Source organism: Ruegeria sp. L12 (genome assembly GCF_056531745.1).
The window spans coordinates 1-22,488 of sequence record NZ_JBQFMH010000007.1; the positions used below are offsets into that span (position 1 = coordinate 1).

Below are 22,488 nucleotides of genomic sequence, written 5' to 3' on the forward strand. Positions count from 1 at the left end.
GCGACGACGGCAAAGGCGACGACGGCAAAGGCGACGACGGCAAAGGCGACGACGGCAAAGGCGACGACGGCAAAGGCGACGACGGCAAAGGCGGTGAACCGCAAACCTAGTTCAAGAGCCACGATAGTGCGGCCGAACACAGAAAAAGGCGATCAATCAGATCGCCTTTTTACGTCAATTACCGACGAATCTTGACTTGATGAGCGCTGTTTTTCAGCTTCGTCCGTAAACCCCAACCCAATTGCGCGGCTGCTTCGGATCTTGCATCCGCAGGAACAGATAGCGCGTTTCAGACCAGGGTTTGATCCGATTGGTCAGATTGTCCAGAACCAGATCCCCCTGGCTCGAACGATAGACCAGGACGGCATGAGAGTTTCGGCGCGTATCCAGAACCGTTGCGATCAATAGCTTGCGTGGATCGATGCCAGCCTGGATCAAATCCCGTTTCTTGAGCAACGCAAAATCCTCGCAATCACCACCCAATGACGTAGGGAGCGCCCAAAGTTCGCGGGTTTTGTACTGAATCTGATCGGTCACTTCACGCGTCGATGAATTCACACGACGATTGATCTTCTTGACCAGCTTCATTTCCTGTTCGCTGGGCATCGACGCTGCAGATTTTTGTGCGCAGGCCCAGGTATAATCCCGACACAGTTGGCGCGCACCCGAAGGTGGCGGCGAAGCGGCTCCGCTGGTGATGAATGCTGTGTCACGCGCATCCGCGCTCGACCCGAGCAACATTGAGCCGCACACCATCGCAGCAGCGGCGCAGCCGGCGCCAAACCGAACGATACGATGTCCAACGGTCTTCAAAGTCGTTCCTAGCCGCGCCATTCCTGTCCCTCGAGCACTGTTCAAACCAATCGATTGGCGTGACGCAGAACCCTATCTATTGCATGGGAAATATCCGTAAACGAGGGGCAGCACGCAATCCTTGTTGAAGCTGGGGGGAAAAAGCGGCGGAAATTCGTCATATTTTGTGACCATTTCCGCGCCAGATCATGGCGCGTTGGTCACAATCAGAAAGCTAAATACAACAAGAACGCCGCATAACACGTTGTAATTATTAACTATAAGAAGATCATTTGCGTGAAAAAATTGAACGCGCAGTCGATGCTGCGCGCCCATAGATCACTTAACTGTCAGGTGTCGACACACCCGAGTGATTCTCATTCGGTGGTTTCGACGACCATCAGCTCGCGCTCGCTGGCGCCACGGGCGTGGTCAAGTGCCTCTTGGTATTCGGGGGAATGATAACAATCCACCGCCGCCTCAAGCGAGGGGAACCGCGCTACGACATTGCGTGGCCGCTCCTTTCCCTCGAGCTGAACGAAGCGCGCGGCGCGGGCGATGAATTCACCACCATGTGCCGCAATCGCCGGACCAGCGAGTTCTGCATACTTTCCATACGCTTCGGCATCCGTCACCGTCACATGTGCGATCCAGAGTGCTGGCATCTTATCCTCCCAAAACCTGTTCGGCGGCCTTGATGGCCGCATCCGCGTTCGATGCGTCTCTGCCGCCCCCCTGTGCCATATCGGGACGGCCCCCGCCGCCTTTACCGCCCAGTTCCGCCACGGCAGCTTTGACCAGATCAACCGCCGACAACTTGTCTGTCAGGTCAGGGGTCACACCCGCAGCGACCGCCGCCTTACCGCCCGTATCGGCGATCAGCAGTACCGCGCCTGTTCCCAGGCGGCTTTTATGTTCATCAATCAGAGCGGGCAGATCCTTGCCGGACACACCGGTCAGAGCCTGCGCCAAAAACGAAACGCCATTCACCTGTCGGGCCTCGGCACCACTGCCCTGCCCCGCGCCACCGGCCATCGCCAGATCACGGCGCAGCTGAGCCACTTCGTTCTGCAGCGCCTTGCGTTCATCCATCAGGGATTTCACACGCGCCACTACGTCGTCCGGCTGCGCCTTCAGCTCAAGCGCAATCGCGCCCAGACGTTGGTCCTGTGCAGAGAGGTATTTGAACGCTTCATCACCGGTCAGCGCTTCGATCCGCCGCACACCTGCACTGCTGGCACTGTCGCCCAGCACCACAAATGTTCCAATATCACCGGTCTGACGGACATGGGTGCCGCCGCACAGTTCAATCGACCAGGTCTCGCCATCCTGCCCTTTGCCGGTGGGGGCCTTACCCATCGAAACCACACGCACCTCGTCGCCGTATTTCTCGCCAAACAACGCCTGCGCACCCAGCGCACGTGCGTCATCCGGCGTCATGATACGGGTCTCGACGCTGGAATTCTGACGAATGAACGCGTTCACCTCGCGCTCGACCTTCTGAATTTCCTCCAAAGTCAAAGCCTTGGAGTGGCTGAAGTCGAACCGCAGACGCTCAGCGGCATTCAGCGAGCCCCGCTGTGCAACGTGATCGCCAAGCGTTTCGCGCAGCGCTTCATGCAGCAGGTGTGTGGCCGAATGGTTGGCGCGGATGGCCGTGCGGCGGGCGTGATCGACCTCAAGTTCAACCGCGTCGCCCTTGGACAGAACGCCCTGATCCACGGTGATCTTATGCGCATAGACCTTGCCATCCGCAAATTTCCGGGTGTCTTCGACGCGTGAAACATCCGAACGCTCTCCTAGGCGCCGGATCTCACCTGCGTCGCCGATCTGACCACCCGCCTCGCCATAAAACGGGGTCTGGTTCACGACGACCCATCCGGAACCGCCCTGATCAATCTTGTCCACCAATGCGCCGTCAACGATAAGCGCGGCCACCTGTCCTTCGGCTTTTTCGGTGTCATACCCCAGGAAATCAGTGGCACCGGCGGTGTCCAATACGTCGAACCATACAGCTTGGTCAGCTGCTTCCCCTGAACCGGACCATGCGGCGCGGGCCTTGGCCTTCTGCTCGGCCATAGCGGCATCGAACCCATCTGTATCGACGGTCCGGCCCTTTTCACGCAGGGCATCCTGCGTCAGGTCCAGAGGAAAGCCATAGGTGTCGTAGAGTTTGAAGGCCGCATCACCCGGCAAAGCCGCACCTTCGGGAAGGCCCGCAACCTCGTCGTCCAGCAGTTTCAGGCCGCGGTCGAGGGTCTGCTTGAAACGCGTTTCCTCAAGCAAAAGCGTCTCTTCGATCAGAGCCTGCGCCTGTCCCAATTCGGAATACTGTGCGCCCATCAACTGAACGAGGGATGGCACCAATCGGTGCATCACCGGATCCTTCGCGCCCAGTAGATGTGCATGGCGCATCGCGCGGCGCATGATGCGGCGCAGGACATAGCCGCGCCCGTCATTGCTGGGCATCACCCCATCCGCAATCAGGAACGAGGTCGAGCGCAGGTGGTCCGCGATCACGCGGTGATGCACATTCTGGTCACCATAAGGATCAACCCCGGTGGCATCCGCCGACGCCTCGATCAGTATCTTGAACAGGTCGGTGTCATAGTTGTCATGGCTGCCTTGCAGCAGCGCACCGATCCGCTCCAGCCCCATACCGGTGTCGATCGACTGCATGTCGAGCTCCACCATCGAGCCGTCCTCGAACTGCTCGTTCTGCATGAAAACGATGTTCCAGATCTCGATGAACCGGTCCCCGTCTTCCTCGGTCGAGCCCGGAGGGCCACCCCAGATGTGGTCGCCATGGTCATAGAAAATCTCGGTGCACGGGCCGCAGGGACCGGTCGGGCCCATCTGCCAGAAGTTGTCATTGGTGGCGATGCGGATGATCCGATCTTCTGGCACGCCAACCTTTTTCCAGATCTCAAACGCCTCATCATCCGTATGATAGACGGTGGTCAGCAGACGGTCTTTGTCGATGCCAAATTCCTTGGTGATCAGCTCCCATGCGAAAGGGATGGCGTCGTGCTTGAAGTAATCCCCGAACGAGAAATTCCCCAACATTTCAAAGAACGTATGGTGCCGCGCGGTATAGCCTACATTGTCCAGATCGTTGTGCTTACCACCGGCGCGCACACATTTTTGCGCCGTGGTGGCGCGGCTATAGTCGCGGGTTTCCAGACCCGTAAACAGATTCTTGAACTGCACCATGCCCGAGTTCACGAACATCAGGGTTGGGTCATTACGAGGAACAAGCGGGCTGGACGCCACGACTTCATGGCCCTGCTTGGCGAAGTAGTTCAGAAAAGTTGATCGGATATCGTTCAGCGTGGGCATTTGGGCTCTCTCGGCGCACATTCATATGGGTCTGCGAAGGTTTAGCCCTCCACCTCGGGAGTGTCCACAGCGTTGGCCACTCCGATACGAAACAAGGCGGCCCTGATGGACCGCCCTGTTCAAAGTATTCTCAGCACCTCAGGGGGCACCGGGGAATTTCCGCGGTTCCCTTCAGCGTTCTTCAGGCTTCGAGGATATCATCCTCTTCCGCCTCGGGCGGCATCTCAAAGTCCAGACCATGCGCGGCGCGGATCTTGTCCTCGATCTCAAGCGCGGCACGGGTGTTATCGCGCAGATATTGCTTGGCGTTCTCGCGCCCCTGCCCGATGCGTTCATCGCCATAGCTGAACCACGAGCCCGACTTCTCGACTACACCAGCCTTCACGCCCAGATCCAGCAGCTCGCCCATTTTGCTGATGCCTTCGCCATACATGATGTCGAATTCCACCTGCTTGAACGGCGGCGCCACCTTGTTCTTCACAACCTTCACACGGGTCTGATTGCCGACCACTTCGTCCCGGTCCTTGATCGCACCGATGCGGCGGATGTCCAGACGAACCGAACTGTAGAATTTCAGCGCATTACCACCGGTGGTGGTTTCCGGGCTGCCGAACATGACACCGATCTTCATCCGAATCTGGTTGATGAAGATCACCATGCAGTTCGAACGGCTGATCGAGCCGGTCAGCTTGCGCATCGCCTGGCTCATCAGTCGCGCCTGTACGCCCACGTTGCTGTCGCCCATGTCGCCCTCAAGCTCGGATTTAGGCGTCAGCGCCGCCACCGAGTCGACCACGACCATGTTCACAGCCCCCGACCGCACCAGCGTATCGGTGATCTCCAACGCCTGCTCACCTGTGTCGGGCTGCGAAATCAGCAACTCATCCAGATCGACACCCAGCTTGCGGGCATATTGCGGGTCCAGCGCGTGTTCCGCGTCAACGAATGCACAAACGCCGCCACGTTTCTGCTGTTCTGCAATGCAGTGCAGCGTCAGCGTGGTCTTACCGGAACTTTCCGGCCCGTAAATCTCGACAATCCGGCCCATCGGCAAGCCGCCGATCCCCAGCGCGATATCCAGCCCCAGCGAGCCGGTCGAGCTTGCCTCGATATCCTGCTTGGAATCTTCGCCCAGCTTCATGATCGAGCCCTTGCCGAACTGCCGTTCGATCTGTGCCAGCGCGCTGTCGAGCGCCTTTTGCTTGTCTGCGTTTTTCTTGTCGCTCATCGTCAGAAGATCCGCCATTGTCCTGTCACTATCCCTTTTGTCACACCCTTTGACGGGCGGCAATCGCTGCTTTGTTCGCCTCTTGTTCCTTATGGGACCAAAAAGAGAACATTTCAACTAAAACTTATGAAACTTACTGTTGGACAATTGTGTTAAAGAGTCGTTTACGACAATCTGCGACACGAAAAGCGTTGAAGAGAAAAGAAAAATGCTTGTGTTTTACCAAGAGCGTCTGGCGCTTCTATCTGTTCCGAAAACCGGCAGCACCGCCTATCAGACCGCTTTGCGCGACCGGGCGGATATTGTCATCGCGGGTCCGACTGACCTGAAACACGCGAACATGCGCCGCTATGACCGGTTCATTCAAACCATGTTCCGCAAGATATTCGATACCGAGATGGAGGTGATGGCCGTTATCCGCGAGCCCTTCGATTGGCTGGGAAGTTGGTATCGATATCGCAGCCGCCCCGAACGCGCCGGTCATCCGCATGCAACTCGGGGAATGAGTTTTGATACCTTCCTCAACGCCTATTTGCAGTCCCCGCGTCCGGCCTTTGCGGATGTCGGATGCCAGACCGATTTCCTGAGACCGCGCAGCAACGGCGCCGGCGTTGATCATTTGTTCAAGTATGAAAACCAGAATGAGATATTGCAGTTCCTACAAGATCGCTTGGGTTGTGGCATTCATCTCGCGCGCGAGAATGTCTCACCCGATCTCCCATTGGACCTGTCCCCCGAAACCGAGCAGCGGTTTAGAACCCTGCACGCCGCTGAATTCGCGCTTCACCAATCGGCGCGCTAGCCAAGCTGCTGGTACACCGCCTCCGTCAGTTGGTTGAGTGAAAAGGGTTTTGGCAGGAACGCCGAGTTTTCAATCTTGGGACCTGTTTCGTTGAAGGCCCCTTCGGTATAGCCAGACATAAAGACTACTTTGACATCCGGACGCGTCTGCCGGGCCTGACGTACCCAGGTTGGGCCATCCATACCGGGCATCACCACATCGGTGACAAAGACATCCACCGACAGATCCGGGTCTTCCAGCAATTGCAGCGCGTCTTCGGCTGATTCTGCTTCAAGCACGGTATAGCCTTTCAAACGCAACGCCCGGGTCGCAAAGGCGCGCACGGGAGCTTCGTCTTCAACCAGCAAAACAACGCCTTCCCCCTGACGTGAGACATGTTCCTCCTGCGTCACGGGGGCTTCGGGCTCTGCGGGTTCAACCGCAGCACCCACGGGCAACAGGACGGTAAACTCGGTGCCCTTGTCCTGCACACTATCGACAAAAATAAACCCGCCTGTCTGCTTTACGATCCCATAGACGGTGGACAGGCCCAGCCCCGTCCCCTCACCCGTGCGCTTGGTGGTGTAGAAAGGCTCGAACACTTTTAACAGCTTGTCGGCGGGGATGCCGACACCGCTGTCGATCACTTTCACCGTGACGTATTCTCCGGGCTGTACGGTGGCCCGGTCGCGCGTAAGGGGGCGATCCAGGGCCAGGACTTCGGTCTCGATCCGAATCTCTCCACCATCCGGCATCGCATCGCGCGCGTTGACCACGAGGTTCATCAACACCTGTTCGAGTTGCCGTTTATCCGCACAGACGGGTTTGAGCACGGGATCGTGGCTGAGGGTCAGCCGGACCTTCTCGCCCACAAGCCGGTTCAGCAGGTGGATCAGATCTGAGATCGTGTCACGCAGATCCAGCGTTTCGGGCCGCAGGGTCTGTTTGCGTGAAAAGGCCAGCAATTGGCTGACCAGCGCTGCCGCGCGGTTGGCGTTCTGGTTGATCTGGATGAGATCACTGTAGTTCGGATCACTCTGATCATGGCGCAACAGCAGCAGGTCACAATGACCGGAAATCGCGGTCAGAAGGTTGTTGAAATCATGTGCAACACCACCCGCCAATTGCCCCACGGCCTGCATCTTCTGTCCTTGCACGAACTGCGCTTCGAGCGTCTTGAGTTCGGTCGCGTCGTTCAACACGGCAATCAGGCCCGCCTGCCCATCACGTTGCGTACGGGATAGCGTGACCTGTACAAAAACCTCTTTGTCACGCCGCGTCAGGCGCAGGAATTCAGACCGCGAAGCTATGTCTTGCGCGATCGTGCGGGTCAACCAATCCCTTAGCGGATGACCGAGGCCTTGCATCAAGGCCTCGATATTGGCGTAGCCAGGTTTGATTTCTCCGACCAGCTGTTCCGCCAACGGGTTGGCTTCCAGAATCTCTCCGTCCGGAGACAACCGCATGATAGGCACCGGAAGGTCCGTGAATGACGCCGCATCAGCGACCGAACCGGTTTCTTCGGCCGGAAGCAACAGCAGATCACGCACCAGGCCGTTTTCCCGCAGGGTCGAGACGATCACAGGCATTTTGCCCTGCGGTGTAATAACCTGTCGAAGGCCGTCTGAACCGCCATCTATAAACACCTGCCCGACAGTCGATGGAGTATCGCCCAGCAATCCCCTGGCACTGTCGTTCAGCCCCAGAACAACGTCATCAAAGCCGACGGTTATGACCGGAACGTTGATATCGGCCCAGACACTTTCGGTGTCCGCAGTAATGCGCCAGCAAAACCTGTCATGATCCAGCTGCGAAACAAACAATGAAACCGACTGCCCGCGCGTCACGATGTCTTTCCGCGCATACCCCTTCGCCGCTGCTTGTGACTGCAGGAGCAGAAGAACAGAGGCAGGATGCGCGATTACAGATCGGAGGCATGTTTCCAACCGATCCCCCACCCTGGCACGAAAGCGGGTTCTGGCAAATGTGTTGGCGACAAGGATATCGCCGTTCGTGTCCGCCACAAGACAGGCCGAATCCTGATGGTCCAGATAGGTGGCCAGATAAGTCTGCGCCCGATACTCTGCCGACTGGACAAGCCGTTGGCGTGCAATCTGAAAGACGCCGACCACCAGGAAGGACAGCCCGACCGCTGCAATCATCAGGCTCCAGGGCGACGGCACCAGACCGATGGTCGCGCTCAGGCATAAACCAACCGCGATTACCCCCAATAGGACATAGCGCAGGTTCACGTTGTCCCATCGGCTTTGGTCGCTGGGGAAAACATCAGAAAGACTGGACATAAAGCAGCTCTTGTTAACTCAATTTTTGGCCAATATCGGCCTGCAATGGTTAACCCCCGCTTAACGCAAGTGCGGGATGAACTTCTTATAGTTGATTTTATACAATCAGCTTCGCGTCAAGTGAGCTGTATAGAATCCATCCGTACCGTGGGAAACCAGCCACGTTTTGCGGAAAACTGAATGCCAGGTGGGGTGATCCAAAAGAAACCCGTCGACCACGGCGTCATTCTCAACCGTCAGCATCGAACATGTGGCATAAGCCAGTACCCCGTTTGCTGCGACCAGTGGTGCGACTTCTTTCAATATGCCCGTCTGAATCTCGGACAGCGCGTTCAAACGTTCAGGCGTCAGCGCCCACTTCCCGGCGGGTGCACGTCGCCAGGAGCCACTGCCTGAACAGGGAACATCCGTCAGCACGACATCAAACGGGGCCTGTTGCGCAAGTTGCGCCGCGGTCAGAATGGTCACTCTGGCCCCTGCTCGCTCAGCCCGCGCAGGCAAATCCCGCATCCGGGCCGGATTGGCATCATGGGCAAACACCTGTACGCCCTCAACCGCCGCCAAAGCCAGTGTTTTGCCTCCGCCGCCCGCACAAAAGTCCAAAACCCGCATACCGGATATCAGGTCGAGCGCCGAAACAACCGCCTGGCTTGCCGCATCCTGCAACTCGATAAGCCCCGCCTTATAGGCATTGCTCTGCGCGATCTTGCGCTCGCCTTCGAAAACCTCAAGCGCGGTGTCGCAGGCCGGATGCGGACATGTCCGAATGCCCTCGGCAGCCAGTCTTTCAACCGCGTTCAACCGCTGGGCCTTTGAGCGGTTTACACGCAGATGCACCGGCGCGCGGGATTGCAATGCCACCGCCGCCTGTTCCGCCTCATCACCCAGCGCGCACTGAAACTCCGGCCAGAGCCATTCGGGAATATCAAGGCGTTCGGCGTCGGTTCGAAAGTCCGAATCCCGATCCTCGGCCGTAACAGGTGATGGCGCGAACCGTTCGCCTGTGAACATGTCTGAAGGGTCTGCACCCGCGGTGCGGATCGAGCCAATCATCAGGCCCCGGCCCGTCTCGGAACCGCCTCGCGTTGCGAAAGATCGCTTGCAACGCAGAGCACTAAACACATGATCGCGGATCGCCGCGCGGTCTTTTGATCCGGCAAATCGGCTGCGACGGGCCCATCCGGTCAGCGCCTTTTCGACAGGCGCCCCCGACAGAATCTCATCGAGTATCTCGATCGCGGCCTGCACGCGCGCTGCCGGGGTCATCGCTGTCTCCGATCTCGGTCGCTTACATCACCCGGTAATTCGGGCTTTCACGAGTGATCTGAACGTCATGCACATGGCTTTCCTTCAGACCCGCACCGGTGATTTTAACGAAGTTGCAGTTACGCCGCATCTCATCAACGGTGGCGCATCCGGTATAGCCCATTGCAGCGCGCAGACCGCCGACCAGTTGATGCACAACCGCGCTGGCCGAGCCCTTGTAGGGCACCTGCCCCTCGATCCCTTCGGGCACCAGCTTGTCATTGGCGGCGTCCTTCTGGAAATACCGATCCGCCGAGCCACGCGCCATTGCGCCAAGGCTGCCCATGCCGCGATAGGACTTGAACGAGCGGCCCTGATACAGGATCACCTCGCCCGGGCTTTCATCGGTGCCCGCGATCATCGAGCCGACCATGGCGCAGGACGCCCCGGCCGCAATCGCCTTGGCGAAATCGCCCGAGAACTTGATGCCTCCGTCGGCGATCACTGGCACATCGCCTGCTGCTGCCGCGCAATCCATGATCGCGGTCAACTGAGGTACGCCGACCCCCGCAACCATCCGCGTGGTGCAGATCGAGCCCGGCCCGATCCCAACCTTGATTGCATCCGCCCCGGCATCGATCAGCGCCTTGGTTGCGTCGGCCGTCGCAACGTTACCTGCGATGATCTGAACCTCATTCGACAGCGTCTTGGCGCGTTTCACTGCGTCCAGAACCCCTTGCGAATGACCATGGGCAGTATCCACAACAATGATGTCGACACCCGAATCCACCAGTTGCTCGGACCGTTCAAACCCGGCATCCCCGACCGATGTCGCCGCCGCCACCCGCAAGCGACCCAGCCGGTCCTTGCAGGCAGTGGGGTTCAGCACCGCCTGTTCGGTGTCCTTCAGGGTCAGCAGACCGGTCAGCTTGCCCGCGCCATCCACGACCAGCAGTTTCTCGATCCGACGGGCGCGCATCAGGCTTTTTGCCTCTTCCAGATCGGCCGGTTCCTGCAGCATCGCCAGATTGTCCGCCGTCATCATCGCGTGGATCGGCGTATCGTCCGAGGTGGCAAACCGCATGTCCCGGTTGGTCACGATACCAACGACGCGCCCGTCGCCGTCGACCACTGGGAAACCGGTGAAGTTGTAACGCTCGACCAATGCCTGCGCATCCGCCAGCGTCTGATCCGCGCGCAGCGTGACCGGGTTGTAAACAATGCCGGATTCAAACCGCTTGACGCGCCGTACCTCGCGCGCCTGCTCTTCGACCGAGAGGTTCTTGTGGACCACTCCAATGCCACCCGCCTGCGCCATGGCGATGGCCATGCGCGCCTCGGTCACCGTGTCCATCGCCGAGCTGAGCAGCGGGATGTTCATGGTGATCTCGCGCGTCACGCGCGTGCTTGTGTCCGCTGTTGCCGGAAGCACAGAAGATGCGCCCGGAACCAGAAGAACGTCGTCAAAGGTGAGTGCCTCACGAATCTGCATCTGAAAACCCCATGCAAAAGCCCGTTTGACGGTGACCCTATTACATGGATTTTGACCAAGGGAAAGCCCTGAACCCAAGTTGTTTTCCCATGTGGGGTTCTACCGCACCCGAAAACGACGCTAGCGGTGCAAAACGTGCCGCTGAATACCCTTTCGCTTTGCGTTCAAACCCATATGTTCCACCGCATACGCGCGAATACAAAGGCAGGCCATTCATGACCACCGAACCTCTTGTCGTTTTCACCCCGTCCGGCAAACGCGGGCATTTTCCCATTGGCACACCGATTCTGACCGCAGCCCGCCAGTTGGGCGTCGATCTAGATTCGGTCTGCGGCGGGCGCGGGATTTGTTCGAAATGCCAGATCACCCCCAGCTATGGCGAGTTCCCCAAGCATGGCGTCACCGTCTCCGAAGGCGCGCTGAGCGAGTGGAATGCGGTCGAGCAGCGCTATGACGACAAGCGCGGGTTGAAACCGGGCCGTCGCCTTGGCTGTCAGGCCTCGGTTCAGGGTGACGTGGTGATCGACGTGCCGCCCGAAAGCCAGGTTCATCGGCAGGTCGTCCGCAAGGCCGCTGCTGCCCGCGCCATCACCATGGACCCGGCAACGCGGCTCTATTTTGTCGTGGTCGAAGAACCCGACATGCACTCGCCCACCGGCGATCTGGAACGGTTGGAGCGCGCCCTGCAGCAGCAATGGAACCTTGACGCGGTCACCGCCGACCTGTCGCTGATGTCCAAGCTGCAGCCGGTGCTGCGCAAGGGCAAATGGGAGGTCACGGTGGCCGTCCACAAAGGCCACAAGGACAGCGTCGCCCGCATCGTCGAAATCTGGCCCGGGCTGCATGAAAGCGGTCTTTATGGTCTGGCCATCGACCTCGGCTCGACCACCATCGCCGCGCACCTGACCGATCTGGAGACGGGTGAGGTCAAGGCGTCCTCGGGCCTGATGAACCCGCAGATCCGGTTCGGCGAAGACCTGATGAGCCGCGTGTCCTACGCTATGATGAACCCCGGCGGCGATCAGGAAATGACCAAGGCCGTGCGTGAGGCGATCAATGACCTGACAACCTCGATTGCCGAGGAAGCCGGGATCGACGCGGCCCTGATCGTCGAGACGGTCTTTGTGTGTAACCCGGTCATGCACCACCTGCTGCTGGGTCTGGACCCGGTCGAACTGGGGCAGGCCCCGTTTGCGCTGGCCACATCCGAGAGCATCTCTTTGCCCGCGCGCAAGATGGACCTGACAACCATGAACCCGCGCGCACAGGTTTATATCCTGCCGTGCATCGCGGGCCATGTGGGCGCGGACTGCGCCGCCGTAGCGCTGTCGGAAGAACCCGGCAAATCGGAAGACCTCGTACTGATCGTCGATGTGGGCACCAACGCGGAAATCCTGCTGGGCAACACCCAGCGTGTGCTGGCCTGTTCCTCTCCCACCGGCCCCGCCTTCGAGGGCGCCCAGATCAGTTCGGGTCAGCGCGCCGCGCCCGGTGCCATTGAACGGATCGAGATCGACCCCGTCACCAAAGAACCCCGCTTTCGTATCATCGGGTCCGAAAAATGGTCTGACGAAGAAGGCTTTGATCTCGATGTCGCCACCACGGGCATCACCGGTATCTGCGGCTCGGGCATCATCGAGGCCGTAGCCGAGATGCGCATTGCCGGATTGCTGGATGAAAGTGGCCTGATCGGGTCCGCCGAGCAGACCGGCACCACGCGGTGCGTGCCCGAAGGCCGGACGCACGCCTATCTGATCCACGACGACAGCGCCGAGGGCGGGCCTCGGATTACCGTGACGCAGGGCGATATCCGCGCCATCCAACTGGCGAAATCCGCGCTTTACGCCGGAGCCCGCCTGCTGATGGACGTGATGGAGGTCGATCGCGTGGATCGGGTGGTTTTGGCCGGAGCTTTCGGCGCCCATATCTCGACCAAACATGCGATGGTTCTGGGCATGATCCCAGACGCGCCTCTGGACAAGGTCTCAAGCGCTGGCAACGCCGCAGGCACCGGCGCGCGGATCGCGCTGTGCAATATCGGTTCGCGCGCTGAGATCGAGCGGGTGGTACGCGAGATTACCAAGGTCGAAACCGCAATTGAGCCGAAATTCCAGGATCACTTCGTCGCCGCCAACGCAATACCGCACAAAACCGATCCGTTCCCCGAACTGGCACAAGTGGTCACCCTGCCCGCGCCGTCCTTCAACACCGGCGGTGGGGATGAGGAAAAATCTGGCCGTCGCCGCCGCAGGAGGTCATAGTCCCCTCCAAAAGGGGCCAAAGATGCTGACAATCAACGAAGACCAGGAAGAGTTCTGGGGCAAGTCCGAAATGGGCACACGATGGCTGACCTTCGAGGATCAGCTGGACAGCCTGTTCACCCCGGTTCTGGACCTGGTCCTTGATCAAGCCGCGCTTCAGCCCGGAATGCGTGTTCTCGATATCGGTTGCGGCACCGGCGCAAGTTCCTTGCGGGCCGCCCGGCAGGTCGGCCCCGAAGGTCGCGTGCTGGGCGTCGATATATCAGAACAGTTTCTGAAACGGGCCCGCGACCGCGCGGCCCGTGATCAGCTTGAGGGGCTGGCGTTCCAATATGCCGACGCGCAAGTCTCGGACCTTGGTGCAGGCCGCTACGATGCCCTGATCTCACGCTTTGGCGTCATGTTCTTTTCAGACCCGGTTGCAGCCTTAGCCAATATGGCACGCGCATTGAAACCCGGCGGACAAATGACCTTTGCCGCATGGGGCGGATTGTCGGAAAACCCGTGGTTCAAGACCCCCCATGTTATGGCTGTCAAACGGTTGGGCCAGCCGCCCAAGGTAAACAGAAACGCGCCGGGACCATTGGCGTTTCACGACCGCGAGAGGGTGGCGGGTCTGATGTCTGCCGCAGGTCTGAGCGATGTACAGGTCAAAGCGGTTCCGCTGACGCTTACAGGTCCGGCAACCGTCGAGGATGCCGCTTTGTTATGTACCCGGGTTGGACCCGCCGCCCGGGTCGTTGCTCATTTCGAAGGCACGCAAGAGGATGTCGACGCCATCGTCAATTCTGTCGCTGCAGAGTTCAATGTCTATCAAACACCCGAAGGCGTGAAGGTTCCTGCCGTAATCAACCTGCTACAGGCGCGCGCGCCTCGGTGATGTCGGGGAACTGGAGCGGGTAGCGGGAATCGAACCCGCGCGTTCAGCTTGGGAAGCTGACAGGCTACCATTACATCATACCCGCCGCAAAGGCGTGGATAGCATCGCCTGTTGACCGACTGCAAGCGGCATTCAACGCGCTCACTCTGTTCTGGCGCGAATACTGTCAATCAGGGATTGATCCACGTCCAGCGCCTTGCGCGCGGCCTCCAACGTGCGCTGATCGAGATGCTGAGGGCTCAGGTCCACGTCTTTTGAGAATGCCTTAACGATGGCCTGCATTGCCGCGATGCGCGCGTATTTCTTGTTATTGGCAGGGATCACATGCCACGGCGCGGTTTCCGTCGATGTCCGCGCCAGCATCTCATCAACGGCGACCTGAGCCTCATCCCAACGCTCACGATTGCGGAAATCCTCGTAAGTCAGCTTCCAACGCTTCATCGGATTGCGCAGCCGTTCGGTAAAGCGTGCCATCTGTTCGTCTGCAGAAATGTGAAAGAACAGTTTCACGATCCGCGCCCCGTCATCCACCAACATGCGCTCAAAATCATTGATTTCCTGATAAGCCGCGCGCCAGCGCTGTTCCGGCGTCAGGTTTTCCAGCCTTTCGACCAGAACACGGCCATACCAGCTGCGATCAAAGGCGGATATGGCCCCTGCGGGGGGCAGCCTCTCCCAAAAGCGCAGCAGATAGTGACGATTCAGATAGTAGTTGCGCGGCGCGCCGATGGGCCAGACCTTGAAGCTGCGCGGGTCCAGCGCCTGACTGATCCGTCGGATGGTGCCGCCCTTGCCTGCCGCATCCCAGCCCTCAAATACCAGAATGCCCTTGTGGCCGTGAAACAGAAACGCCTGCTGGATCAAGGCCAGCTGTGCCTGTAAATCCACCAGCTGATCGAAATACTCCTTCTTTCCAAGCCGTTTGGTCAGATCCGCATCTGATAGTTTCGGAGGGTGATGAACCATTCTGAGCACCTGCTGCACGCGTTCGGATGCAAACAGTCTTTCCGGTCCGGCCACAAAGGGCCTTGATCCGTGTCAAAACGAAAAAGGCCGGGCGCTGGGCCCGGCCATTCGGATACAAAGTGATTGGATCAGGCGCGGCGGCGACGGCCACCGCCACGACGGCCGCCTGCAGCGCCGGCGGCACCGGCCTCGTCAGGCGCTTTGTTGAACTTGATCCACGCCCCGCCATGCGGGTCGTTGTTGGTCAGCAGGTTGGCGGCGCGGATGGCCTCCATTTCCTTGCCCGCGCGCGGCTGGGTCGAGCCCAGACCGAACAGCTGGCAGAAGGTCTCATCGTCCATATCCGCAGGCAGCACGATGCCTTTGGCTTCAACCTCGGCCTTTTTCTCGGCCAGTTTCTTGGGACCAACCGGCAGAGCCACCGGGTTCATGATCGCCGAGGTCATGCCAGCGCCCATCGCCATCGGCAGGAAGGCGTTGTTGATGCCGTGACGGTTCGGCAGACCGAACGAGATGTTAGACGCGCCGCAAGTGGTGTTCACGCCCAGCTCTTCGCGCAGACGACGGACCAGAGCGAACACCTGCTGGCCAGCGGTTGCCATCGCACCGATGGGCATCACCAGCGGGTCAACCACGATGTCATGCGCGGGGATACCGAAATCGGCCGCACGTTCAACGATCTTGCGGGCCACTTCGAACCGAACATCGGGGTCTTCCGAGATGCCGGTGTCGTCGTTCGAGATCGCCACAACCGGCACGTTGTACTTCTTGACCAGCGGCAGAACCAGTTCCAGACGCTCTTCCTCGCCGGTGACCGAGTTCAGCAGCGGACGGCCTTCGGCGGCCTCAAGACCCGCCTCAAGTGCGCCGGGAACCGACGAGTCGATGCACAGCGGCACGTCGACCAGACCCTGCACCAGCTCGACGATCTTGGTCATCAGCGGCGGCTCGGTCTCGTTGGGGTTGGGGTTCGAGTTATAGACAACGCCCGCGTTGATATCCAGAACGGTCGCGCCAGCTGCGACCTGTGCCAGCGCGTCTTTCTCGACGGTCGAGAAATCGCCTGCTTCCAGTTCAGCGGCCAGTTTCTTGCGGCCGGTCGGGTTGATCCGCTCACCGATCACGCAGAACGGTTCGTCAAAGCCCAGGACCGCGGTTTTTGTTTTTGATTCTACGACTGTACGGGTCATGTCCGTTCCTTAGGAGTTTACAGGCTTTGCCGAAGCGCCGCCGTTATTGATTGCCCAGTTGGCATTGGTCTTGATCCCGCCCAGCGGGAAGAAGTGTACGTTGGTGATGTTGAAGTCCGGGTTGGCCGCCTTGTGGTTGGCCAGTTCGGTCAGAACATCGGTCGGCTCATAGGGCAGCAGCAGCTTGGACACATCCATGGCGCGCTTTTGCAGAACCTTCAGCGACGGGCCAACGCCGCACGCAATGGCGAATTTGATCAGCGTCTGCAGCTTGGCCGGGCCGGCGATACCGATATGGATCGGCAGATCGATACCCGCCTCTTTCAGGCTGTCGGCCCATGCGATGATCGGCTTGGCGTCAAAGGCAAACTGCGTGGCCAGCGCCATTTCGGCATCGGTGGTTTCGTTGAACTTCTGCTTCCAGCGCAGCGCGTCATCGACATTCTTGGTCGAGCCGTCAGGATCGATATCCTTGTTGCCCTCGGGGTGGCCAGCCACGTGCAGACGCTTGAAGCCCGCCTTGTCGAACAGACCAGTTTCCATCAGCTGCATCGAGCTGTGGAAATCGCCATGCGGCTTGTCCACACCACCGGCCAGCAGCAGCGCCTGCTCGACGCCTGCTTCGCCCTGATACATGGAAATCCAGTTTTCCAGCGTCGCCGCATCCTTGATGATCCGCGCCGGGAAGTGCGGCATGACCGGATAGCCTTCGTCCGCGATGCGTTTGGCGGTCTCGACCATGTCCTCGATCGGGGTGCCCTCGATATGGGCAATGTAGACGCGGGTGCCTTCGGGCAGCAGCGCGCGGAAATCCTCGACCTTTTCGGCGGTGCGGGGCATCACCTCGATCGAATAGCCCTGCAAAAAGGCTTCGACGGTCGGATTTACCGGGCCGTTTTCGGCGGCATCACGTTTCTTGAAATTCAGCAAAGCCATAGCGGCCTCCCATAAAGATTTCGGGCTCATGCCCAACCGTCATTGGCGATCAGCGCTTTGATGCGGTCCTGATCGTATTCTGTTTCCAGACGCACGGCTTCGGCCTCGGCAATCTCGGACGGGTCGCCCTCAACCGCGAAAGGCTCTGCCTTGCGCCACTCGGCCAGGTAGGCATCGCTGTCCTTGGCGTTCACCTTCATGGCCGCGCGGTCGATGGCTTGTTCAAACCGCTCTTCCAATTGCCGCTTGGCACCGCGACGGCCTTTGCCGACGATGACTTGGGCGGGAATGTCGCGCCAGTATACGATGGTGACGTCAGGCATCTGCTTTGATTCCTCCTAACCAGATGGGCCGGTTCTAAACATCTATGTGGGGCAAGGTCGGTCGGTTTTCGACACACAGCGCATTCACAGCGACCTTTTTGCCCACGATGGGATACCAAGGCTTTTAGCGTCGAGCACACAAGAATCGAACATCAAAATACTAATGACTTTAATGAGCGTCTTGCGTGATCGAAACGTGCGACCTATGGTCGGGGTAACTCGAAAATCGGAGGGCGTTGAAGATGGCGCCCAAGCGTCCCAAAGGTGCGGGCGCGTTCCCGAAAGCGGTCGAAAGCCCCGCGCCGGCAAGACCCGATCCGGATGCATTATATGCGGCACTGGATCTGGGGACCAATAGCTGCCGCATGTTGATAGCCCAGCCCAAGGGCAGCGGGTTCCATGTGGTGGACAGCTTTTCCAAATCCGTGCAACTGGGCGCGGGTCTGGAACGCACGGGACGTTTGTCGCGGGCGTCTATGTCGCGTACCGTTCAGGCATTGCGGATCTGTCAGCAAAAACTGAAACGCAACAGGGTCAAGCGCATGCGCCTGATCGCGACCGAGGCCTGCCGCCGTGCCAAGAACTCGCGCGATTTCATAAGACAGGTGAAGCGCGAAACCGGCCTGACGCTGGAAATCATCCAACCCGAGGAAGAGGCGCGCCTGGCCGTTATTTCCTGCGCACCGCTGGTATCCACCAAGACCGAACAATTGCTGGTCGTCGATATCGGTGGCGGCTCGACCGAACTGGTGTGGATCGACATATCCTCAGTTCCACGCCGCGACCGTCCTGCCGCGATCATGCGGTTGCATAATGGCTTTCACACCGCCGACAGCCCCTTCCCCGCCGCCAAGGTGGTGGACTGGATCAGCGTTCCGCTGGGCGTTGCGACGCTGCGCGATCAGTTCCACGATGTCGAGGACGACTCGGCCCGGTTCGCGCTGATGAGCTGGTTCTTCGAGGAAAACCTGGCCGATTTTGCCCCCTATAAGGACGAACAGGCGCGTGAGGGGTTTCAAATCGTTGGCACCAGCGGCACGGTCACGACCGTCGCGGCTTCGCATCTGGGTCTGAAGCGCTATGACCGGACCAAGGTCGACGGTTTGCGCATGACCAGCGATCAGATTGACAAAGTCATACGCGGGTATCTAGAACTCGGCCCTCATGGCCGCCGCCGCGACCCCCGTATCGGGGATGACCGGCAGGCGCTGATCATGTCCGGCTCGGCGATATTGCAGGCGCTGCTAAGATGCTGGCCCACCGACCGCCTCTCTGTGGCGGACCGGGGCCTGCGCGAAGGTCTGCTTTATGCACAGATGAGCGCGGACGGCGTATTGGAAGACGGACCGTTCTGATGGCGAAGACACCGACTGGGAAAAGCAACTCGGGCCGCGGACAGCGCGACCTGAAGGTCAAGGTGAAAACCGCGCGCGGGCGCAAGCTCAGCTCGACCCGCTGGCTGGAACGGCAGTTGAACGACCCCTATGTCAAACGCGCGAATGCCGAAGGTTATCGCGGTCGCGCAGCGTTCAAGATACTGGAACTGGACGACAAATTCCGCTTTCTGGTGCCCGGCACGCGTGTGGTCGATCTGGGCTGTGCCCCCGGTGGCTGGCTGCAGGTGGCTGTCAAACGGGTCAATGCCTTGGGTGAGAAAAGCGGCAAACGCATCGGCACCGTTCTGGGCGTCGACCTGCAAGAGGTCGAGCCGGTTGCAGGTGCCACCGCCCATGTGCTGGATTTCATGGAGGACGACGCTGACCAGAAGGTCAAGGACTGGCTGGGCGGCAAGGCCGATGTGGTGATGTCGGACATGGCCGCAGCCTCATCAGGGCACAAGCAGACCGACCATTTGCGCATCATGGCACTGTGCGAAACCGCCGCCTATTTCGCCTTTGACGTGCTGGAAGAAGGCGGCACCTTCGTGGCCAAGGTTCTGGCCGGTGGCGCCGAGGGGGACCTGCAGAAGCTGCTGAAGCAGAAATTCACCAAAGTGTCGAACGTCAAACCACCGGCATCGCGCTCGGACAGTTCCGAGAAATTCGTGGTCGCCACCGGGTTCCGGGGCTAAGCGTCAGTCAAACTCAACCCTGTCTTGCACCAGATGTTGCTTGCGCAATGAAGCGGCCGCGATGCCTTGCAGCAGCAACGCTTCACCATGGTTGATATACGTGGGCTTGCGCGTCCGTAGTTCCTCGATCCGATGATCAAGCGATGTTTTCCGCGTGCCGGTCAATGGCGGCAGATGCGTTGCTGAACGATCCGACATGGTTCACCTTTTGATTTCGCTGCTGAGCTTAGCAGAACAATAGGCCCAGAACGTGACGCGAATCTGCCGGTTCGGTGCCGGATAATGAAGCAGTTGAACAGGCATCGGCTAAACGCTTCAGATCGGGTCCCGGAATTCAAAAGCGGCAGTCGCACGACCCGGTGGCAAGAACATATCCACTAGCGCCTTGCCAGTACCGCCGCAGCCCGACAATCATTTTGATGGCACTGACGACGGCGTCATCTGTTTTCCGCATTTTGCAGGTCGATGAGCGCCCCGTTGTATTCCGCGCCGAGGATCAGCATCGCCGAGCAGAGATACAGGAAAATCAACGCCGCCATCGCACCTGCCAGCCCGGCATAGGTCGCGCTGTATGTTGCAAACTGAGCGATATAGACCGAAAACCCCCAACCGCCCGCCGTCCACAGGGCCAGTGTCAGCAACACGCCCGGCAAAATCTGCGCCAGACTGTGCCGACGTGTCGGCAGGACCAGATGCGCCAGAATGACGGTCCCTGCTGGAACGGCCACGGTAAAGGTCCAGCGCAAACGGTCAACCGACAGCCAGTCGTCTACATCTACCGCCGTCGTTTCCGCGACCAGACGTGTATAGACCGGCAAAACCACCTCGACCGCAGCGATGGCCAGGATGGCTGCGCCGCCCAGGATGACCAGCGCGAAACACAGCAGCCGCGTTTTCCAGAACGGCCAGCTGTCCTTGTCGTGATAGGCCTGCGTCATCGCCTTACGGACAGCCGCGACACCGTTCGACGCAAAATAGATCGCCAACAAGCCGCCCAGAGTGATAACACCTGATCCGGCCCCGGCCAGAACCGCGCGCAGCTCGGCAATGATCGGGTCCGCAACATCCTTGGGCCATGCGCCAAAGAGCAGGTCAATCAGTTCGTCCGTTACATAGCCCTGCGACAAGGCCCCCGCCAGCGCCACTGTGAACAGGACAAACGGAAACAGCGCCATCATCAGCGACATGGCGACATGGCTGCTCATGACAAAACCGTTCTTGTTGTTGAACCGCCGCAAGGCCAGCCAGAGGCCGCGTATCAATTGGCTGGAAGATGGAATCGCACTGCGTGACATAGCCCGACCCTATCCTGCCTAGCGGCATCACAGAACCGCCAATCCGACAACTGTCGTGAATTCCGGCACCTAAGCGTCTGCACGGATTGCATAAACCGACCAGCCCGTGCAGGATCGGCATCAACACCAATCGAGGTGATCCCATGAAGCCTGATGTCAGCGATAGCCAGACCCAACCGCGCCCTCAACTGAGTGTGCTGCGGGATGTCGTCATTGTCGCCACGTTGGGCGTGCTGGGGCTTTATGCGGGGGCCAATTTTCTGGTGCCCCTTACCATGGCACTTCTGATCAACGTGTTGATCATCGCGCTCAGTGACCGCGTCATCGCGCTCACCCGTGCTCCGGTCTGGCTGGCCAATATCGCCGGGGTGACCGTTGTGCTGGCCGGTTTGTTCATGATCATGTACATTCTGGGCAGTCAGGCCACCCAGTTTGCCCGCTCGATCAACACCTATGAAAGCCAGTTCGACAATGCGGTGAACCGGATTACCGGCCTTGTGGGCAATGATGTGACCAGCTTTATCCGCGACAATCTGGTCAGCATCGACATGTCCTATGTTGCCCGCCTACTACTGGGCAGTGCAACGTCCCTGCTGAACCAGTTCTTCCTGATCAGCCTTTATGTGGCCTTCCTGATGGCCGAGCGTTTGGCCTTTCGCAAGAAGATCCAACTGGCCGCAGGCAGTCCGCAGCTTGGCGCGGATCTGGCTTCGGTGCTGGATGCCATTTCGTATAGCCTGCAACGTTACGTGGGCGTGAAGACCCTGATCAGCCTGATCACGGCCACCATCAGCTATACCATCTTCAAGGTTCTGGGTCTGGAATACGCGGAAACCTGGGCTGTTCTGACCTTTGCCCTGAACTTCATTCCGTCGATCGGGTCGATCATCGCCGTGATCTTCCCGGCGATGATCGCGCTGGTGCAATTCGAGAGCATCGGGCCGTTTCTTGTCATCGTGCTGGGCTGCGGGACCATTCAGTTCGTGATCGGCAATTTCCTGGATCCGGCAATGCTGGGGCGGTCTCTGAACATGTCGACCTTCCTTGTGATACTGGCGCTGACTTTCTGGACCACCGTCTGGGGCCTGATCGGAGCGTTCCTGAGCGTGCCCTTGACCGTCTGTATCCTTATCATTTTCAGCCACATTCCGGCCTTGCGGCCTGTCGCAATCCTGATGTCTCTGGACGGTCGATTGGGTGAGGATGACCACACAGAAAAAGTTCATTCAGGGTGACCCCAGATTTGACAGGGTGAGTTTAGCACACCCAACCAATCGCTTTGCAGATCAACTTCAACCCAGAATACAGCCCTGCTGCGGAAAACCCGGAAGGCGCATTTGCCCTGCCGGAACCGGTCACCTCAGGCAACAGGATTAGAAAGGTGGG

General features: G+C 59.3%; 19 protein-coding genes and 1 tRNA gene. 6 read left to right on the forward strand and 14 right to left on the reverse strand.

Annotated elements, in window-relative coordinates:
* Positions 1–213 precede the first annotated feature (213 nt).
* The 4 genes from ACR0K9_RS12155 to recA all read right to left on the reverse strand — a co-directional run bounded on the left by ACR0K9_RS12155 (position 214) and on the right by recA (position 5,377).
* The gene (locus ACR0K9_RS12155) at positions 214–813 is read right to left on the reverse strand and encodes a transglutaminase-like cysteine peptidase (protein ID WP_480823541.1); all 600 of its coding nucleotides are present in this window, start codon (positions 811–813) and stop codon (positions 214–216) included.
* A 356-nt stretch (positions 814–1,169) separates the two neighbouring features.
* The gene (locus tag ACR0K9_RS12160) at positions 1,170–1,457 is read right to left on the reverse strand and encodes a DUF1330 domain-containing protein (RefSeq protein WP_480532336.1); all 288 of its coding nucleotides are present in this window, start codon (positions 1,455–1,457) and stop codon (positions 1,170–1,172) included.
* Position 1,458: 1 nt separating this feature from the next.
* Entirely contained in the window at positions 1,459–4,131 is a 2,673-nt protein-coding gene (alaS, locus tag ACR0K9_RS12165; RefSeq protein ID WP_480823543.1) for an alanine--tRNA ligase, read from the reverse strand.
* 181 nt (positions 4,132–4,312) lie between these two features.
* Complete coding sequence (gene recA / locus ACR0K9_RS12170) at positions 4,313–5,377, reverse strand: recombinase RecA (protein ID WP_480520511.1); 1,065 nt, start codon at positions 5,375–5,377, stop codon at positions 4,313–4,315.
* Between the two features lie 190 nt (positions 5,378–5,567).
* Here recA and ACR0K9_RS12175 point away from each other — a divergent pair, with 190 nt between their 5' ends.
* Positions 5,568–6,161: a gamma-glutamyl kinase gene (locus tag ACR0K9_RS12175; RefSeq protein WP_480823544.1), complete on the forward strand. Its 594-nt coding sequence runs from the start codon at positions 5,568–5,570 to the stop codon at positions 6,159–6,161.
* On the opposite strand, the gene ACR0K9_RS12180 is transcribed toward ACR0K9_RS12175, so the two are convergent.
* The 3 genes from ACR0K9_RS12180 to guaB form a co-directional block, all read right to left on the reverse strand.
* Positions 6,158–8,443 carry an ATP-binding protein gene (locus ACR0K9_RS12180; protein ID WP_480823546.1) on the reverse strand — a complete coding sequence of 762 codons (2,286 nt, stop codon included), beginning with the start codon at positions 8,441–8,443 and terminating at the stop codon, positions 6,158–6,160. The two genes, ACR0K9_RS12175 and ACR0K9_RS12180, sit on opposite strands and share 4 nt — an antisense overlap.
* A 105-nt stretch (positions 8,444–8,548) precedes the next feature.
* Positions 8,549–9,709, reverse strand: coding sequence for an RsmB/NOP family class I SAM-dependent RNA methyltransferase (locus tag ACR0K9_RS12185; protein ID WP_480823548.1), 1,161 nt, complete (start codon positions 9,707–9,709; stop codon positions 8,549–8,551).
* 22 nt (positions 9,710–9,731) lie between these two features.
* A complete protein-coding gene (gene guaB, locus ACR0K9_RS12190) occupies positions 9,732–11,180 on the reverse strand; it encodes an IMP dehydrogenase (protein ID WP_480823550.1) in 1,449 nt (482 codons plus the stop codon).
* A gap of 215 nt (positions 11,181–11,395) precedes the next feature.
* Between guaB and ACR0K9_RS12195 the strand changes: the two genes are divergently transcribed.
* Together ACR0K9_RS12195 and ACR0K9_RS12200 are read left to right on the forward strand one after the other, a co-directional pair.
* Positions 11,396–13,441, forward strand: coding sequence for an ASKHA domain-containing protein (locus ACR0K9_RS12195; protein WP_480823552.1), 2,046 nt, complete (start codon positions 11,396–11,398; stop codon positions 13,439–13,441).
* 22 nt (positions 13,442–13,463) lie between these two features.
* Complete coding sequence (locus tag ACR0K9_RS12200) at positions 13,464–14,321, forward strand: class I SAM-dependent methyltransferase (protein WP_480823554.1); 858 nt, start codon at positions 13,464–13,466, stop codon at positions 14,319–14,321.
* Between the two features lie 11 nt (positions 14,322–14,332).
* Here the strand turns inward: ACR0K9_RS12200 and ACR0K9_RS12205 are convergent.
* From ACR0K9_RS12205 to ACR0K9_RS12225, 5 genes are all read right to left on the reverse strand, one after another.
* Positions 14,333–14,406: transfer RNA gene (locus ACR0K9_RS12205), tRNA-Gly, on the reverse strand.
* A 56-nt stretch (positions 14,407–14,462) separates the two neighbouring features.
* Positions 14,463–15,287: a polyphosphate kinase 2 family protein gene (locus ACR0K9_RS12210; RefSeq protein ID WP_480823556.1), complete on the reverse strand. Its 825-nt coding sequence runs from the start codon at positions 15,285–15,287 to the stop codon at positions 14,463–14,465.
* Positions 15,288–15,415: 128 nt separating this feature from the next.
* Positions 15,416–16,477: a methyltetrahydrofolate cobalamin methyltransferase gene (locus ACR0K9_RS12215; RefSeq protein ID WP_480532318.1), complete on the reverse strand. Its 1,062-nt coding sequence runs from the start codon at positions 16,475–16,477 to the stop codon at positions 15,416–15,418.
* Between the two features lie 9 nt (positions 16,478–16,486).
* Complete coding sequence (locus ACR0K9_RS12220; protein ID WP_480823558.1) at positions 16,487–17,413, reverse strand: methylenetetrahydrofolate reductase; 927 nt, start codon at positions 17,411–17,413, stop codon at positions 16,487–16,489.
* 26 nt (positions 17,414–17,439) lie between these two features.
* Positions 17,440–17,736: a virulence factor gene (locus ACR0K9_RS12225; RefSeq protein WP_170324990.1), complete on the reverse strand. Its 297-nt coding sequence runs from the start codon at positions 17,734–17,736 to the stop codon at positions 17,440–17,442.
* 242 nt (positions 17,737–17,978) lie between these two features.
* On the opposite strand from ACR0K9_RS12225, the gene ACR0K9_RS12230 reads away from it, so the two are divergent.
* Both ACR0K9_RS12230 and ACR0K9_RS12235 read left to right on the forward strand, forming a co-directional pair.
* Positions 17,979–19,091 carry a Ppx/GppA phosphatase family protein gene (locus ACR0K9_RS12230; protein ID WP_480532312.1) on the forward strand — a complete coding sequence of 371 codons (1,113 nt, stop codon included), beginning with the start codon at positions 17,979–17,981 and terminating at the stop codon, positions 19,089–19,091.
* Positions 19,091–19,807 carry an RlmE family RNA methyltransferase gene (locus tag ACR0K9_RS12235; protein WP_480823560.1) on the forward strand — a complete coding sequence of 239 codons (717 nt, stop codon included), beginning with the start codon at positions 19,091–19,093 and terminating at the stop codon, positions 19,805–19,807. Before ACR0K9_RS12230 ends, ACR0K9_RS12235 begins: the two co-directional genes overlap by 1 nt.
* Positions 19,808–19,810: 3 nt before the next feature.
* Here the strand turns inward: ACR0K9_RS12235 and ACR0K9_RS12240 are convergent, their stop codons facing one another.
* Positions 19,811–20,005 carry a hypothetical protein gene (locus ACR0K9_RS12240; RefSeq protein ID WP_480823562.1) on the reverse strand — a complete coding sequence of 65 codons (195 nt, stop codon included), beginning with the start codon at positions 20,003–20,005 and terminating at the stop codon, positions 19,811–19,813.
* A gap of 239 nt (positions 20,006–20,244) precedes the next feature.
* Positions 20,245–21,102 (reverse strand): YihY/virulence factor BrkB family protein, encoded by an 858-nt coding sequence (locus ACR0K9_RS12245; RefSeq protein ID WP_480823564.1) that lies wholly within the window; start codon positions 21,100–21,102, stop codon positions 20,245–20,247.
* A gap of 143 nt (positions 21,103–21,245) precedes the next feature.
* On the opposite strand from ACR0K9_RS12245, the gene ACR0K9_RS12250 reads away from it, so the two are divergent.
* Positions 21,246–22,337 carry an AI-2E family transporter gene (locus tag ACR0K9_RS12250; RefSeq protein WP_480823566.1) on the forward strand — a complete coding sequence of 364 codons (1,092 nt, stop codon included), beginning with the start codon at positions 21,246–21,248 and terminating at the stop codon, positions 22,335–22,337.
* Positions 22,338–22,488 lie beyond the last annotated feature (151 nt).